Origin of the sequence: Massilia agilis, from assembly GCF_024756255.1 — a bacterium.
GTDB classification, from domain to species: Bacteria; Pseudomonadota; Gammaproteobacteria; order Burkholderiales; family Burkholderiaceae_D; genus Telluria; species Telluria agilis.
This window is the reverse complement of the sequence record NZ_JANUHB010000006.1, coordinates 270,362-285,710: the sequence shown is the minus strand read 5'-3', so window position 1 is coordinate 285,710 and position 15,349 is coordinate 270,362. Positions and strand designations below refer to the sequence as shown.

General features: G+C 59.9%; 13 protein-coding genes. 8 read left to right on the top strand and 5 right to left on the bottom strand.

Features of this window, described 5'->3' with window-relative positions:
- Window positions 1-30 precede the first annotated feature (30 nt).
- The 4 genes from yidC to rpmH are packed head-to-tail and all read right to left on the bottom strand — an operon-like array spanning window position 31 to window position 2,514.
- Window positions 31-1,689: a membrane protein insertase YidC gene (gene yidC / locus NX774_RS21425; RefSeq protein WP_258824312.1), complete on the bottom strand. Its 1,659-nt coding sequence runs from the start codon at window positions 1,687-1,689 to the stop codon at window positions 31-33.
- A 10-nt stretch (window positions 1,690-1,699) separates the two neighbouring features.
- Window positions 1,700-1,957 carry a membrane protein insertion efficiency factor YidD gene (gene yidD, locus NX774_RS21420; RefSeq protein ID WP_258824311.1) on the bottom strand — a complete coding sequence of 86 codons (258 nt, stop codon included), beginning with the start codon at window positions 1,955-1,957 and terminating at the stop codon, window positions 1,700-1,702.
- Entirely contained in the window at window positions 1,954-2,346 is a 393-nt protein-coding gene (rnpA, locus tag NX774_RS21415; protein ID WP_258824310.1) for a ribonuclease P protein component, read from the bottom strand. Before rnpA ends, yidD begins: the two co-directional genes overlap by 4 nt.
- 33 nt (window positions 2,347-2,379) lie before the next feature.
- A complete protein-coding gene (gene rpmH, locus NX774_RS21410; protein WP_040378179.1) occupies window positions 2,380-2,514 on the bottom strand; it encodes a 50S ribosomal protein L34 in 135 nt (44 codons plus the stop codon).
- A 499-nt stretch (window positions 2,515-3,013) separates the two neighbouring features.
- Between rpmH and dnaA the strand changes: the two genes are divergently transcribed.
- The 6 genes from dnaA (at window position 3,014) to NX774_RS21380 (ending at window position 12,194) form a co-directional block, all read left to right on the top strand.
- The gene (dnaA, locus tag NX774_RS21405) at window positions 3,014-4,408 is read left to right on the top strand and encodes a chromosomal replication initiator protein DnaA (protein WP_258824309.1); all 1,395 of its coding nucleotides are present in this window, start codon (window positions 3,014-3,016) and stop codon (window positions 4,406-4,408) included.
- A gap of 306 nt (window positions 4,409-4,714) precedes the next feature.
- Window positions 4,715-5,821: a DNA polymerase III subunit beta gene (gene dnaN, locus NX774_RS21400; RefSeq protein WP_258824308.1), complete on the top strand. Its 1,107-nt coding sequence runs from the start codon at window positions 4,715-4,717 to the stop codon at window positions 5,819-5,821.
- Between the two features lie 170 nt (window positions 5,822-5,991).
- Window positions 5,992-8,493, top strand: a complete 2,502-nt coding sequence (gene gyrB, locus NX774_RS21395) for a DNA topoisomerase (ATP-hydrolyzing) subunit B (protein ID WP_258824307.1) — start codon at window positions 5,992-5,994, stop codon at window positions 8,491-8,493.
- 89 nt (window positions 8,494-8,582) lie between these two features.
- Window positions 8,583-9,095, top strand: a complete 513-nt coding sequence (locus NX774_RS21390) for a very short patch repair endonuclease (RefSeq protein ID WP_307731410.1) — start codon at window positions 8,583-8,585, stop codon at window positions 9,093-9,095.
- A 195-nt stretch (window positions 9,096-9,290) separates the two neighbouring features.
- The gene (locus NX774_RS21385; RefSeq protein ID WP_258824306.1) at window positions 9,291-10,919 is read left to right on the top strand and encodes a DNA cytosine methyltransferase; all 1,629 of its coding nucleotides are present in this window, start codon (window positions 9,291-9,293) and stop codon (window positions 10,917-10,919) included.
- 282 nt (window positions 10,920-11,201) lie between these two features.
- Window positions 11,202-12,194: a hypothetical protein gene (locus tag NX774_RS21380; protein WP_258824305.1), complete on the top strand. Its 993-nt coding sequence runs from the start codon at window positions 11,202-11,204 to the stop codon at window positions 12,192-12,194.
- A 581-nt stretch (window positions 12,195-12,775) separates the two neighbouring features.
- Here the strand turns inward: NX774_RS21380 and NX774_RS21375 are convergent.
- Window positions 12,776-13,090 carry a hypothetical protein gene (locus NX774_RS21375; RefSeq protein ID WP_258824304.1) on the bottom strand — a complete coding sequence of 105 codons (315 nt, stop codon included), beginning with the start codon at window positions 13,088-13,090 and terminating at the stop codon, window positions 12,776-12,778.
- Between the two features lie 240 nt (window positions 13,091-13,330).
- Between NX774_RS21375 and NX774_RS21370 the strand changes: the two genes are divergently transcribed.
- Complete coding sequence (locus tag NX774_RS21370) at window positions 13,331-14,128, top strand: hypothetical protein (protein WP_258824303.1); 798 nt, start codon at window positions 13,331-13,333, stop codon at window positions 14,126-14,128.
- A 151-nt stretch (window positions 14,129-14,279) separates the two neighbouring features.
- Window positions 14,280-15,320, top strand: a complete 1,041-nt coding sequence (locus NX774_RS21365) for a type II secretion system protein M (RefSeq protein ID WP_258824302.1) — start codon at window positions 14,280-14,282, stop codon at window positions 15,318-15,320.
- The last annotated feature ends 29 nt before the right edge of the window (window positions 15,321-15,349 follow it).

Below are 15,349 nucleotides of genomic sequence, written 5' to 3'. Positions count from 1 at the left end.
CACGGGCTTTTTGCTGGGAGAAGCGCTCGCTTATTGCGGGTTCAGCTTCTTGGTGATCACCCACTGCTGGCCGATCGAGACGATGTTGTTCACCACCCAGTACAGCACCAGGCCGGACGGGAAGAAGAAGAACATCACCGAGAACGCCAGCGGCATGAACATCATCATCTTGGCCTGCACCGGATCGGCCGGGGCCGGGTTGAGCTTTTGCGTGATGAACATCGAGATCGCGTACACGACCGGCAGGATGAACCACGGGTCCGGCTGGGTCAGGTCATGGATCCAGCCCACCCACGGCGCGCCGCGCATTTCGACCGACGCCTGCAGCACATAGTACAGCGCCAGGAACACCGGCATCTGCACCAGGATCGGCAGGCAGCCGCCCAGCGGGTTGATCTTCTCGGACTTGTACAGCTCCATGGTGGCCTGGTTCATCTTGGCCGGGTCGTTCTTGTAGCGCTCGCGGATCGCCTGCATCTTCGGCGTGAGCGTCTTCATCTTGGCCATGCTGCGGTAGCCGGCCGCCGACAGCGGGAAGAACAGCAGCTTGATCAGGATGGTGAAGGCGATGATGGTCCAGCCCCAGTTGCCCAGGACCTTGTGGATCATGTCCATGCCCCAGAAGATCGGCTTGGCGATGATGGTTGCCCAGCCGTAGTCCTTGACCAGCTCCAGGCCCGGAGCCACTTTCTCCAGCACCTTCTCGTCTTGCGGGCCGGCGTACAGGCGCACGTCGGTCGAGACGGTGGCGCCCGGCGCCACGATGCCCAGCGGGTACACCGTGTTGATCGCGTACAGGTTGGTGCCCTTCTTCTCGGCGGCGATGGTGCGGCTCACCTTTTCAGGCGGGACGAACGCGGACACGAAGAAGTGCTGCGAAACGCCGATCCAGCCGCTGGTCGATTTCTTCGCGTACTCGGCATCGCCCTTCTCGATCTTCTCGAACGACAGCTTCTGGTACTTCTCTTCCGGCGTGTACAGGGTCGGGGTGATGTAGGTGCGGTTGAAGTACGAGCTGCCTTCCGGCGTGTTGCCGTCGTGCTCCAGCTGCAGGTACAGCGACGGGTTCACCGGCGCCTGGGTCAGGTTGCTCACGTCATGGCGCATGTCGATCACGTAGTCGCCGCGCTTGAAGGTGAAGGTCTTGGTCAGCTTCACGCCGCCCTGCTCGGCGTCGAGCACGAGTTGCACCTGGTCCTTGCCGTCGATGGCGCGCGCGCCCGGACGGGCGGTGAACACGGTGTCGTGGTTCGGCAGCGCGCCGGCCGGGCTGGTGCCCAACAGGCCAGTCTGGGCCACGTACAGGTTGTTGCCGGCAATGTTGAACAGGACCTGGTTCTTGTTCGGATCCTGCTGGTCGCGGAACTTGAGCAGTTCCAGGCGCTTGATCACGCCGCCGGCGGTGTCGATGTCGGCCTTGAAGACGTCGGTGGTGATGGTGATGGTCTCGGCCTTCACCGGCGCTGCTGCGCCCGGCACGGCCGGCGTGCCCGGAACGGCGTTCGCCTGCGGCGCGGCCGGCAGGTCGGAGCCGGCCGGCTTGGCGGCGGGCGCGGTGGTGGCGACCTTGGCCGGCGGCGTCGCCGAGAACATCGACTGCTTGCCGTTCGACACCATCCAATCGTTCCACAGGACGATCAGGGAGACGGCGAACACGATCCACAGGATGGTACGTTTATTGATTTCCATTGGATTTCATTCAGTGGTGATTGCAACCGCAAGCGGCTGGATGAGAGTCCTGCCGCGCGGGCGGAACAGGGTCGACGCCGCCCGGATTCCAGGGGTGGCAGCGGCACACGCGACGCAGCGCGAGCCAGGACCCGCGGCCGGCGCCGTGCGTGCGCAGGGCCTCCACCGCGTAGTTGGAACAGGTCGGGTAGAAACGGCAGTTCTGGCCCAGCATGGGCGAGACCAGCAACTGGTAGCCGCGCACCAGCCAGACGAGCAGGCGGCTCATGGGGTGGCCGCCGCGGCGCGCGCCTTCTGGGCGGCGAACAGGCGTTCCAGCTCGGAGCGCAGCTCGGCCTTCAGGGCGCTGGTGGTGGCCGGGCCGGACTTGGTGTTGACCGGGCGCGCAAGGCGCACGATGCAGTCCAGCGGCGGCAGCCCGGTCACGCGGAACAGCTCGCGCGTGACCCGCTTGATGGTGTTGCGCGTGACCGCGCGCGGGGCAAAGCGTTTGGCCGCAACGACGCCCAGCCGCGCGTGCGGCAGGCTGTTGGGGCGGGTATAGAGCACGAAATGCGCCGTTTTTTGCGTCGGCCGCAAACGAAAAACGGATGAAAACTCATCCGTTTTAACGATTCGCCGAACGCGCGCGAAGTCGTGCAACCCTTCGCCTGTCATGGCCGACCGCGATCGATCGAGCAGCAGCTGGCCTTATACGGCCAGGCGCTTGCGGCCCTTGGCGCGGCGGGCGTTCAGGACCTGACGGCCACCACGGGTAGCCATGCGTGCGCGGAAGCCGTGCGTGCGCTTGCGACGGACGACGGAAGGTTGGTAAGTACGTTTCATGGTGGTCTCGCTTAAAGCAAATTAATATGCAAAATCGGGTCTGACGTCTCGTCAGCTTCGGGCGCCAATGACAGGATCGCAGTAGTTAAGCCAGCGTCACGCCACAGCAGATACTCGTTTCGCCCGCTCACATCGCCAGGTTGCTGTTGACGACCTGACATGGCATACGGACGGGGAACCCTGAATTAGACAGCATTTTCGGTCCAGCTGTCAAGGTCGCTGTTGTTGCCGAGGGGCGCCGTTCGCCGCCGCACCGTCGTCCCCGCGCAGGCGGGGACCCATGCTGAGTGTGCTGAGCTGCAGCAGAGATTTCGACAACTCATCTTGTCTATGGGTCTCCGCCAGCGCGGGGACGACGGGCGTGGGGCAAGGCGGCGATGACGCGCTGCAACAGGCTTCCTGTCAAGCCCGCCACGGTGAAAAATTCGCGACGCTGCCTGTGGATAACTCCCGCCAGTACAGGTAAAATAGCGTGTTACGTATCAATTAGCTGGCATTCATGGAAAATTTCTGGCAGACCTGTTCCGCGCAACTTGAACTCGAGCTGACGCCGCAGCAATTCAGCGCCTGGATCAAGCCGCTGGTCGCCCTCGACTACGAAGACGGCAAACTGCGCATCGCTGCGCCGAACCGCTTCAAGCTCGACATGGTCAAGTCGCAATTCGCCTCGCGGATCACGGCCCTGGCCTGCCAGTATTGGGAAGCTCCGGTCGAAGTGCAGTTCGTGCTCGACCCGAAGAACAAGAAACCGCTCGGGCCGGCCAGCGCGCCGGCGCCGGTCGTCAACGGCATGGGCATGAGCAACGGCGTCGGCGCGCCGATGATCTCGTCCAGCCCGGACAACATGAACATCGCCAACTCGCCCAAACGCGAGCAGAGCCGCATCAACCCGGACCTGACCTTCGACAGCTTCGTGACCGGTAAGGCCAACCAGCTGGCGCGCGCCGCCGCGATCCAGGTGGCCAACAACCCGGGCGTGTCGTACAACCCGCTGTTCTTCTACGGCGGCGTGGGCCTTGGTAAGACCCACTTGATCCACGCGATCGGCAACCAAGTGATGGCCGACCAGCCGGGCGCGCGCATCCGCTACATCCACGCCGAGCAGTACGTGCGCGACGTGGTCACCGCGTACCAGCGCAAGGGCTTCGACGACTTCAAGCATTACTATCACTCGCTGGACATGCTGCTGATCGACGATATCCAGTTCTTCGGCGGCAAGAGCCGCACGCAGGAAGAGTTCTTCTATGCGTTCGAAGCGCTGATCGCGGCCAAGAAGCAGATCATCATCACCAGCGACACCTACCCGAAAGAGATCACGGGCATGGACGATCGCCTGATCTCGCGCTTCGACTCCGGCCTGACGGTGGCGATCGAGCCGCCGGAGCTGGAAATGCGGGTGGCGATCCTGCTGAAGAAGGCGCAGTCGGACGGCGTGACGCTGTCGGACGACGTGGCCTTCTTCGTGGCCAAGCACCTGCGCTCGAACGTGCGCGAGCTGGAAGGCGCGCTGCGCAAGATCCTGGCGTATTCGCGCTTCCACGGCCGCGAGATCACGATCGACATCGTGAAGGAAGCGCTGAAGGACCTGCTGTCGGTGCAGAACCGCCAGATCAGCGTGGAGAACATCCAGAAGACGGTGGCGGACTTCTTCAACATCAAGGTGGCGGACATGTACAGCAAGCGCCGGCCGGCCAACATTGCGCGGCCGCGCCAGATCGCGATGTACCTGGCCAAGGAGCTGACGCAAAAGAGCCTGCCGGAGATCGGCGAGCTGTTCGGCGGCCGCGACCACACCACCGTGCTGCACGCAGTACGAAAGATTGCGCAGGACCGGGCCAAAAGCCCGGAGGTGAACCACGAGCTGCACGTGCTGGAGCAGACGCTGAAGGGGTAACCCGCCAGCGTGTAACCGTCGTCCCGGCGAAAGCCGGGCCCCATACGCCGCGTAATCAGACGCTCAGCATGGGTTCCGGCCTGCGCCGGAACGACGGCAGGACCGTAGGGTGGGCGTTCGGCTGGGCACTGCCCAGCCTCACCCTGCCCACCCGTCCAACGACAACGTGAGGCGCCGCGACAGCGCCAGAGCCGGTCGGACGCGTGGGCGGGACACCCGCCCACCCTACGGGCAATGATGTAGGAGAATTCTGGCAAAATAGTGCTGGAAAGACAGTTTTTATAAATACATACCTGAGGGATAACTATGCAACTGGTCAAAACCACCCGAGACACGCTGCTCCGGCCACTGCAAATCGTGAGTGGTATTGTCGAGCGTCGGCACACGATGCCGATTCTGGCCAATATCCTCATCCGCAAGGACGGCGAGAACGTGTCTTTCCTGTCGACCGACACCGAAGTGCAGATCACGACGCACGCGGCGATCGGCTCGGGCGCCGAAGTGACCGGCACCACGGTTGCGGCGCGCAAGCTGCTGGACATCCTGCGCGCGCTGCCGGAGTCGGGCGACGTGTCGCTGACCCTGCTGAACAAGCGCCTGACGGTGCAAAGCGGCAAGTCGCGCTTCGCGCTGCAGACCCTGGCCGCGGAAGAGTTCCCGACCGTCTCGGTAGCCGACAGCTACAACGCCAGCGTGACCCTGCCGCAAAAGACCCTCAAGCACCTGTTCAACATGGTGCACTTCTCCATGGCGCAGCAGGACATCCGCTACTACCTGAACGGCCTGCTGCTGGTGCTGGACGGCTCGCACGTGATCGCGGTCGCCACCGACGGCCACCGCCTGGCCTTCTGCCAGGTCGAGACCGAGCAGTCGTTCGAGCGCCAGGAAGTGATCATCCCGCGCAAGACCATCATCGAACTGCAGCGCCTGCTGGAAGAGAACGACGATCCGGTGCAGCTGGACATCGCCGCCTCGCAGGTGAAGCTGACCTTCGCCGACATCGAACTGGTGTCCAAGCTGGTCGAGGGCAAGTTCCCGGACTACACGCGCGTGATCCCGAAGGGCTACAAGAACGACTTCACGATCAGCCGCGACGAGCTGCTGCGTTCGCTGCAGCGTGCCGCGATCATGACCAGCGACAAGTTCAAGGGTGTGCGCTGCATGATCGAGCCGGGCATCATGAAGATCAGCTCGACCAATGCCGACCAGGAAGAGGCGGTGGAAGAACTGGAAATCGACTACGGCGGCGACAAGATCGACATCGGTTTTAACGTCACCTACCTGCTCGACGTGCTCAACAACCTGAAGTGCGACCAGGTGAACATTGCGCTGGGCGACTCGAATTCGTCGGCGCTGATTTCGATTCCCGATAACGGCGACTTCAAGTACGTCGTCATGCCGATGCGGATTTAAGAACCGACCCGCACCGTTTGCACGTCGTCCCGGCAAAAGCCGGGACCCATGCTGACTATCCGAAGTAGCACACGGTCTATGGATTCCGGCGGTCGCCGGAATGACGGTTTTTTGGCCAGGGGCTATGGCCAACAGTATCGGCCCGAACACAGTTTTAAGAGAAAGCAGTCATGTCCGAGAACACTGAAGCAATCCAAGCCGCCGCGAAAGCGGACGAATACGGCGCAGCCTCGATTCAAATCCTGGAAGGCCTGGAGGCCGTGCGCAAGCGTCCGGGCATGTACATTGGCGACACGTCCGACGGCACCGGCCTGCACCACCTGGTGTTCGAGGTGCTGGACAACTCGATCGACGAGGCGCTGGCCGGCTTCTGCTCCGAGATCCAGGTCACGATCCACTCCGACAACTCGATCTCGATCACCGACAACGGCCGCGGCATCCCGACCGGCGTCAAGATGGACGACAAGCATGAGCCAAAGCGCTCGGCCACCGAGATCGCGCTGACCGAGCTGCACGCCGGCGGCAAGTTCAACCAGAACGCGTACAAAGTGTCCGGCGGCCTGCACGGCGTGGGCGTGTCGTGCGTGAACGCGCTCTCCAAGCTGCTGCGCGTGACGGTGCGCCAGCACGGCAAGATCCACCAGATGGAATTCGTGCGCGGCGTGCCGCAAGACCGCCTGATCGAAATCGTGGACGGCTTCGAGGTCTCGCCGATGAAGGTGCTCGGCGATACCGACAAGCGCGGCACCGAGGTGCACTTCTGGGCCGACGAGGATATCTTCGGCACCGTCGAGTTCCACTACGAGATCCTGTCCAAGCGCATCCGCGAGCTGTCGTTCCTGAACAATGGCGTGAACATCAAGCTCACCGACCAGCGCACCGGCAAGGAAGAAGTGTTCGCGTTCGAAGGCGGCACCCGCGGCTTCGTCGAGTACATCAACCGCGCCAAGACCGTGCTGCACCCGACCATTTTCCAGGCCACTGGCGAGCGCATGTCGGACAACGACACGACCATCTCGGTGGACGTGTCGATGCAGTGGAACGACTCGTACAACGAGCAGGTGCTGTGCTTCACCAACAACATCCCGCAGCGCGACGGCGGCACCCACCTGACCGGCCTGCGCGCGGCGATGACGCGCGTGATCAACAAGTACATCGACGAGAACGACTTCGCCAAGAAGGCCAAGGTCGAGATCTCGGGCGACGACATGCGCGAAGGCCTGACCTGCGTGCTGTCGGTCAAGGTGCCGGAGCCGAAGTTCTCGTCGCAGACCAAGGACAAGCTGGTGTCGTCGGAAGTACGGGGCCCGGTCGAGGAAATCGTCGCCAAGACGCTCACCGACTTCCTGATGGAAAAGCCGAACGATGCCAAGATCATCTGCGGCAAGATCGTGGAAGCAGCGCGTGCACGCGAGGCGGCGCGCAAGGCGCGTGACCTGACCCGCCGCAAGGGCGTGATGGACGGGCTGGGCCTGTCGTCCAAGCTGGCCGACTGCCAGGAACGCGACCCGGCGCTGTGCGAACTGTACATCGTCGAGGGTGACTCGGCAGGCGGCTCGGCCAAGCAAGGCCGCGACCGCAAGTTCCAGGCCATCCTGCCGCTGCGCGGCAAGGTGCTGAACGTGGAGAAGGCGCGCTTCGAGAAGATGCTGTCGTCGGAGCAGATCACGACCCTGATCGCCACGCTCGGGACTTCGATCGGCCCGGACGAATTCAACGTGGACAAGCTGCGCTACCACCGCATCATCATCATGACCGACGCGGACGTGGACGGCGCGCACATCCGCACGCTGCTCCTGACGCTGTTCTACCGCCAGATGCCGCAGCTGGTGGAGCGCGGCCACGTGTACATTGCGCAGCCGCCGCTGTACAAGGTGAAGGCCGGTCGCGACGAACGCTACCTGAAGGACGACGTGGAGGAAGCGAGCTACATGATGAACGTGGCGCTGAACGGCGCCTCGCTGATTCCGCGCGACGGCGCCGAGCCGATCACCGGCGAAGCCCTGACCGAGCTGGTGCGCCAATACAACCTGGCCAACGCGATCATGATGCGCCTGACGCGCGTGATCGACCGCGCGGCGCTGACCGCGATTGTGGCCGGGGGCGTGAAGCTGGACCTGTCGTCGCTGGGGGCGGCCGAGGAATCGGCCAAGGCGATGCAGGCGGCCATCAAGGACCCGGCGGTGAAGGTGACCGTGCGCTCGGACGACCTGTCGGAGAAGCACTCGCTGCGCATCGAGCGCATGCGCCACGGTAACGTGCAGGTGACCTCGATCGATTCGGACTTTGTGGCCGGCGCGGATTACGGTGTGCTGTCCAATTCGGCATCGACCTTCAAGGGGCTGATGGGCGAAGGCGCCATCATCCGCCGCGGCGAAGGCGAGAAGATGAAAGAGTCGGCTGTCGTCGACTTCCACCAGGCGATGCAGTGGCTGCGCGATGAAGCGGAGCGCGGTGTGTCGAAGCAGCGCTACAAGGGTCTGGGCGAGATGAATCCGGAGCAGCTGTGGGAGACCACGATGGATCCGGCGGTTCGTCGTCTGCTCAAGGTGCAGATCGAGGATGCGATCGCGGCGGATCAGATCTTCACCACGCTGATGGGCGATGAGGTGGAGCCGCGTAGGAACTTCATCGAGACCAATGCGCTGCAGGCGGGGAATATCGACGTTTAACAAACGTTTGGCAGTGCGTGAATCGCTCGCGTACGCCATTACTAGTCAACCACTTCCTATCCAGTCATCCTAATTAGGAAGTGGAAGTGATGCACTTCCACGCTGTTGAGCCGCCAAGTGTCCGCAAGCAATTTCGCGCACGCGCTATGCTATCCCTTCTAGAAATAGGAGGGACAATGACAGATATCATGTCGGTCGCAGACCGGAGTCGACGGATGTCGTTGATCCGGTCGCGTGACACGAAACCCGAACTTGCTCTCCGGCGCGCGTTGCATGCCCGCGGTCACCGATACCGGCTCCACGTTGCTGGTCTCCCCGGAAAACCGGACATCGTATTCGCCCCTCGGAGAGTCCTCATATTCGTTAATGGTTGCTTTTGGCACGGCCACAAATGCCCCACTGGCCACATTCCTAAGTCGAACTCAGCATTCTGGCTCGCAAAAGTGACCGCGAATCGAGCTAGAGACGCGAAAAATATCCGGAAGGCGCGTAGCTTAGGCTGGAAAGTGTTCGTAGTATGGGAGTGCCAAATTCGTAGTCAAAAGCTAACTCAGGAAGTGGCCGATCGCCTGAGCCATAGGATCCGCTCCCGTCCTCGATGAGGGGCGCCCACCAGAAGGGACTTTTGCTAGCCCCCCCGTTCCCTGGACTTTTCCGAGTTCATCCCTTACAATCCGCAGAGGTGCGCATACGCAACTTGACGAGCTCAAGACTTGGGCCTTACGATACTGTATATATATACAGCGCTTGCGCTCGCAGTACATGGCGCCAAACATGGAGCAATTGCAGGGGAAGAGATGAACCATATTGAGCTGTTCGCTGGATGCGGCGGACTTTCTCTTGGATTAGAATCAGTCGGCTTTGACCTACTGCTTGCAAACGAGCTATCCCCGATGGCGGCGGAAACGTTTGCCTACAATTTTTTTGGTGAAGATCTCGCTGGTTACGATACTCCATGCGGGAAGCATGGCAGGCCGGCTCTGAGAACAAAGTGGTTAAGTAGCAAGTTCGCTGCAACCGACCTGAAGCAACGACTCCGCGAGGATCCACGTCAATACCCTGCCTTGGGTTCCGGGTCAAGTGATCTCAAGGCTGACGCGACGTTGAAAGGAAGCCTCGTAGTTGGCAGCATTATCCAGCTCAACCAGTGGCTGGCTAGAAATCCCCGCGCGCGCAGCTTAATCAAGAGCGGATTTGGCTCTGGAGGCGTCGATCTTGTTTCCGGAGGCCCTCCCTGCCAGAGTTTCAGCATGGCCGGGATGCGACAGTACGACAATGCACGGAACACTTTACCAATGGAGTTCGCTAATTTTGTTCAGATGGTCATGCCGAAGATGGCATTACTTGAGAACGTTACCGGCATCCTCCGCCCTTTCACCGTTGGCGAAAGAAAGATCCATGCTTGGTTCGAGGTTGCCAAAGCCTTTGTAGCCGCCGGTTTTGTCCCGCTCTGTCTCCATGTGAATGCAAAATTCGCCGGGGTCGCGCAGAACCGACCAAGGTTCCTGATGTTTTTGTTCAGGGCGGATATTTACCAGACTCTTCTTGGTTCGCTAAACGCGGCTGAAAAAGAACTCCTGGTCCCGTCAGGAAGATTTTTCGAGCGGGCGACGCAAGAACCTGACGTTGAATTCGAGGCAGGAGCGCTTCCCTATTTCGATGTGAAGGACTCATCGGACCTAGCGCTATTTCAAAATTCGTTTCTCGCCCCGCTGGTGGCCTACAGTGGTGATCGCACACCTTTCACGGTCCGCGATGCGATCGATGATCTACGTCAAGAAGGAGGCCACTACTCGCCCTATCTGGACCAAATCAACACGTACCTTGCACCACATGTGGCGCCGCATAAGATGGAGAACCATGAACACCGGCAAAATAGCCCGCACGTGAAACGCCGTTTCAGAATTTACCAAGTCTTGCAACAAGTGTCCCGTGGTGTGCAAAATGAAGTGCAGGCTCTGTTGGCGGGCACTGGCAACGACCTAAGCCACGGTAGCTTGGCTGAACTTTCTGCTCATTGGTTTTTAGGAGAAAAGGGCGAGCGGATTATTTTCGGCAAGAAGAATTACCCAGCAATGGTTCAATACTTGCTCGGGCACCAAACCAAGAAGCAGACCCAGAAAGCACTCGACCCATCAGCTCCAGCGCCTGCCGCGCTGTCGATCCCAGATGACGCTTGCCATTATGAAGAGTTGCGCACCTTGACTGTACGTGAAATGGCACGCATCCAGTCGTTTCCTGATAACTTCGCGTTCCGTTCGAAGATCACTACCGGAGGACAAATGCGTAAGTACGAGGTGCCGCAGTACACTCAGGTAGGCAATGCTGTGCCGCCATTACTTGGGAGAGCGATAGGCCGAATATTCGACGAGCTACTGCGGCGGACAAATGAGGCTATTCATGAGCCAGAGGCGGTGGTGGCCTAAGACGATCTATCAGACGAGCCTGCCGCAACGCCGCGAGGCGGTAGCCGATCGGCGACGTCGACGACGGCCGACCGATGATTGAAGCGGACTGGCCGACCGCCATGGCAACTTTGCCTAGCCGACATTGTCGCCGTTCTCATGAACGGGTCCCCCAGCCGCCCCTACAAGCTCATAAGCTCCCGGAATTGCGCGCGATGTTCGCGCTTGGAGTTGCGACGTGGTTATGTTCATTTACTTTTAGCTCGACTTGCCATAGGATAAATTCATCTCTTTCCAAATTAGATGAATATGGCTTCCGAACCGCTCGGCCGTGGCGCTGACAACATTGTCGATTTGGCACGCAAGACTGTCGTTACGGACATCTTGAAGACCCCAGTAGTGACGCAATGCTGGCCAGTATGGCGGCCGCTGATTCTGGACTCACTTGGCCTAGCTCCCACGGCTGGCCACTTTCTTGAGCTAGGCTCCCAACTTTCCGAAATATTTAGGAGCACTGCTCAGGCCGGACGTGGCCAAGATAGCCTTTCAGCAGGGGGCGCCGCGTGGGAATCATTGGTTTGCTATTACTTGAACCTGTGTTTGATCGGATCTAACGCGGTCGTCTTCAAGAAGCGCACAGCAGTTCCGCCATCCATCCAAGACGCCCTAACGATATCCTATCGTAACGTTTCAGCTAACACTGAGTCTGATATGGTTGCGGTAACATTCCCCGATAACGATGTAGCATTGCTGGAGCCTTTAGCGAAAGGGGAATCTATAAAAGAACGTCTGGATGTTATTGCCCAGCGGAGCTTTCCGGACCTAGCGGTCGCAATCGTCCAGTGTAAGACCAACTGGAACGACAACGCACAGATTCCAATGATGTGGGACATGCTATACAACGCCAAGATCTTTTACGACCCGCGAATCAATCAGGGACGCAACAATCGGCACTTAATCAATTTCAAGTCTTTCAATTACGCGTTCGTAACCGTCCCAACAAACAAGCTAGAGAGTTTCAAGCCTAATTCGTTGTCAGTAAAGAGGGTGAGTGAGCTATCTGGCGGAAACTACTGGGGCCGCCCGGATCAGCCCGGCATTGCTAGATCGATCCGCCAGATCTTCGATGTCGCGAAAATTGGTCCGTCTAGCGGGCGCGGAGTGCTGCCTTCTCTCGCAAGATTCCTGCCTTTGCTTCCAAGCAGGTACTCATATTTTCAGCTGTCCGACAGTCCGGACGTTCCTGTCCCGTTGGAAGAGCTCGGCAATAGCCCCCAACAAAGCCTCGCACTCTAAGGCGTGAGCGACCGGAAAGGCTGACCGTTCCCGTTTGCGGCCCGAACTGCCCTGCCGGTCGTCTTTTCGTTGGCATAATCGCCTACGGCTTTCTCAACGTCTGTCCACTCCCGCCCAAAAGCTCAGTTCCAGAGCCCATACCCTCGAATTGACCGGCAATCGACCGGGCAGTCATCATTCAGGTAAAGCTAGGCCAATTTCGAGAACCAAACTTCGATGCTACTCCAATAGCAGCCCGTGCCCCATGAGCGAATCCCGCCAAGCCGCGGTGAGACGATATCGATGTCGGCGCTCTTAAATGCCGGGGATCAGGTGGAAAAACGAGACGATCCGCTTCGCAAGCCGATGCCCGGCTCCGCCTGCTTTGTACTAGTTCGAAGTGATGGAATGATGAGAGTACGACAGCGGTTGACGCCGTCAGCTGGGCTATTCTTGCCCGTCATTGACGAACACGACTTATCAGCGCGCAGGCTCGTCAGTTTCTGCTTCGCTCAACTTGCACTTGCCGCGCTTTCGCTTCGGGGGGCAGAGTACCGGCGACAGCGCTCGGCGCTTGCCTGCGCCCCAGCCGTCAAGGGGCATCAGCGCGGTGCCCGGTCCGGATCGGGCTCGACGTTTGAATCGAATCGGTTCAGGTGCCGCATCACCCGTTGATCCGACGCGTACTTTCGCTTCAACCCAGCCAATCGACGATCAGTTCCTTTGCACAGCTCGTTGATCTCGCGGCTCACCTCTTTCGCCCGCTGCTTATCCCGAGGATCAGGAGGCTCTCCGCGCATGTGGTCGCAGCCTTCCCTTTCTTCGATATACGCGCGGACGTCTGCTGGCACCTTCTCGACTGCCGATGCTTGCAGAGAAAGCGCCGTGACTACCAAGAGCAGAATTATGCGATCCATATTGGGGGGCGTTCTCTGGGCCGTTCGAAGAGAGTCTTCATTGAACTATGCCAACGAAGCTAAAGCGTTGAAGTTAGCCAAGTCACCGCAGGGAAACGAAAGTCGCGCACCGCACAAACACCACTGAACATACCGGTACTTAAAGTACTGTTTGGCAATACCAGTGACAAACCATTTTTGTCCTGGCCGGGTTATCGATTAATCTTTTCTGCTAGAAAAATTGGGGCAGGAGAAATCGCCATGTTGATGAGTGCGCCCAAGTGGCTGGGCTTATTGCTGATAGCGACGCTTGCAGGGTGCTATACGCCAGCGCCAAGACCTGGCGAAATCATCTACCTGAAAATCGATGAGCCGGTGAGGCTCCCATTCCGCCCCACCAGCTCCGCGATCACAGCGCGCAATGCGCTTGACCAAGGCCTCTCTAGGGAAGACATCGAGAAAGGCCGCCTTGGCTTCGCGGAGTGTGCAGAACAGACCGCAGACGGCCCCAAGGCGCGCCTCTATGTCGTAACGGTTCCGGAGAGCATGCACTTCCCCCCGTATTGGCGCATGGAGCCATTCGCCGAAATCGTTCCTGGAGTCGGGTACGCCAAATCCGGGCCGTTGGGACATGCCATCGCCAAGACCCCGGCGCCGAAGGAGAACGAACTTGCTCAGCTGTCCTACGGAAAGCTCGTCAAATGTGATGCGACCGAAAAGCCCGGGGCACTCCGCGCGGAACTCACGAAGCTCTCGGACCGTTTCTGGTTGACGGATCTGGAACAGCAAGAGGACTGGAGCCGCGCATTGCCCAAGGATGCGGTGGCTGAAGGAAGGGTCTACGACGCGCACTGCGCCCTGGGCACCGACTACACCCGCAGCTGGTATGTGCTGGCGCCGCCCGGCCAAGCCTTGAGCGAAGGGCAGCTCATCAAGGCCCGCGCCGGGAGTGCGGTTGATGATGCCCCACAATCGCTCTCGCAGGTGCTCGAGGTCAGCGTTAAGAGCTATCGTACGGAAAAGGTATTTACTCGTCCCGTGATCAGCTGTTCACAGTAGCCCCAATCGTTTCGCAACTGACGACCAGCTGCCATGCCATCGTCCGCCCGCCGATCACGTCGCTGAGCCTTGTTTAAGTTGCCTTGGCAGCAATGCCATGCAAGAATGACTGCCGAAGTTGCTGCATCCGTCACCAAGCAAGGGGAACGACATGAGCATCTACGCGGGCAAGAATTTCAAAGGATACCTTGACCAGGCTGGCACAGGCCCCAAGCGCCACGCCAGGCGCCCCGCCGGGCTGGTCGACAACCGTGCGCAGTCAACGGTGCAGCGCCAGCAACAAGCCTTGGCGAGCAGCAGCCCCGGGGTCCAGGAGGCTGTCCAGTTGCGCAGCTCGGCAAGCGTAACGCCGGCGTCGCAGTCGGCGTCCCAGGTGGTACAGCGGGTGGTTGACCCATACAAGCCTGGCCGCGCGCTGCAGTCGAATTACAAGGTGATGCGCCACATGTCGCCCCAGCAAATGAAGTATATCCAGGGCCTGCACGAGGAAGCGAAACACTATTCGAGCGACGAGGCGGTAAAGTTGGCCCAAGGCACGACCAGCGCCAACAAATTCGAGTGGGACGTCGACAACAACCTCGGCAGTTATCAGTCGCCCCACGCGGACATCCAGAGCATCCTGAACAGTTACGGGCATCCGACAACCGACGTCGTCAAGGTCTACGATGACCTGGCCAACCGCATCAAGTTCGATGTCGGCTCAGGCGGAAAAGGGAAGCTGCAACAAGGAACTGCAAGCGACCTGCACCTCCTCTTCGACGCCGCGGCACCGCTGCACTTCGCCACCAACAAAACGCTGGGCAACCTGTGGCAAGACAATCTTGATGGCTATGGTGGCAAAAAGACCGGCAGCGGATTGTATTCGGTGCTGCGCAGCGAAATCACCAAGGATTTCAAGGCGGAAGACGTCGGGCACGCGACGCTGAATGACGTGCTCAAGAGCGTCAGCGGCAAACCTCCCGAACTGCACCACCTCGAATACAAATCGCTCTTCCCGCAGCACGCCCATAAAGCCAACAACCTGATGCTGACTGAACGCAGCGACAGTGAGTCAAGATCCGGCATGGGGCAACATGAGCTGATGCACTGGGTGGCCTCGGGCGCGAATCCCAACAAGTTCAAGGTACTCCTGCCTCAGTATCAGGAGGAATACGAGAAGTGGGTTAAGAAAACGACCGGTGGTGGGCTCTGATCAATCTGCCTCGCTGAGTCCCGTCAGGC

Excerpts from the sequence above, each read along its gene's own strand:
- NX774_RS21365 (WP_258824302.1), top strand. The coding sequence starts at position 14,280 with ATGAGCATCTACGCGGGCAAGAATTTCAAAGGATACCTTGACCAGGCT.
- gyrB (WP_258824307.1), top strand. The coding sequence starts at position 5,992 with ATGTCCGAGAACACTGAAGCAATCCAAGCCGCCGCGAAAGCGGACGAA.
- yidD (WP_258824311.1), bottom strand. The coding sequence starts at position 1,957 with ATGAGCCGCCTGCTCGTCTGGCTGGTGCGCGGCTACCAGTTGCTGGTC.
- NX774_RS21375 (WP_258824304.1), bottom strand. The coding sequence starts at position 13,090 with ATGGATCGCATAATTCTGCTCTTGGTAGTCACGGCGCTTTCTCTGCAA.
- NX774_RS21380 (WP_258824305.1), top strand. The coding sequence starts at position 11,202 with ATGAATATGGCTTCCGAACCGCTCGGCCGTGGCGCTGACAACATTGTC.
- dnaN (WP_258824308.1), top strand. The coding sequence starts at position 4,715 with ATGCAACTGGTCAAAACCACCCGAGACACGCTGCTCCGGCCACTGCAA.
- rnpA (WP_258824310.1), bottom strand. The coding sequence starts at position 2,346 with ATGACAGGCGAAGGGTTGCACGACTTCGCGCGCGTTCGGCGAATCGTT.
- NX774_RS21390 (WP_307731410.1), top strand. The coding sequence starts at position 8,583 with ATGCACTTCCACGCTGTTGAGCCGCCAAGTGTCCGCAAGCAATTTCGC.
- yidC (WP_258824312.1), bottom strand. The coding sequence starts at position 1,689 with ATGGAAATCAATAAACGTACCATCCTGTGGATCGTGTTCGCCGTCTCC.
- dnaA (WP_258824309.1), top strand. The coding sequence starts at position 3,014 with ATGGAAAATTTCTGGCAGACCTGTTCCGCGCAACTTGAACTCGAGCTG.
- NX774_RS21385 (WP_258824306.1), top strand. The coding sequence starts at position 9,291 with ATGAACCATATTGAGCTGTTCGCTGGATGCGGCGGACTTTCTCTTGGA.
- NX774_RS21370 (WP_258824303.1), top strand. The coding sequence starts at position 13,331 with ATGTTGATGAGTGCGCCCAAGTGGCTGGGCTTATTGCTGATAGCGACG.
- rpmH (WP_040378179.1), bottom strand. The coding sequence starts at position 2,514 with ATGAAACGTACTTACCAACCTTCCGTCGTCCGTCGCAAGCGCACGCAC.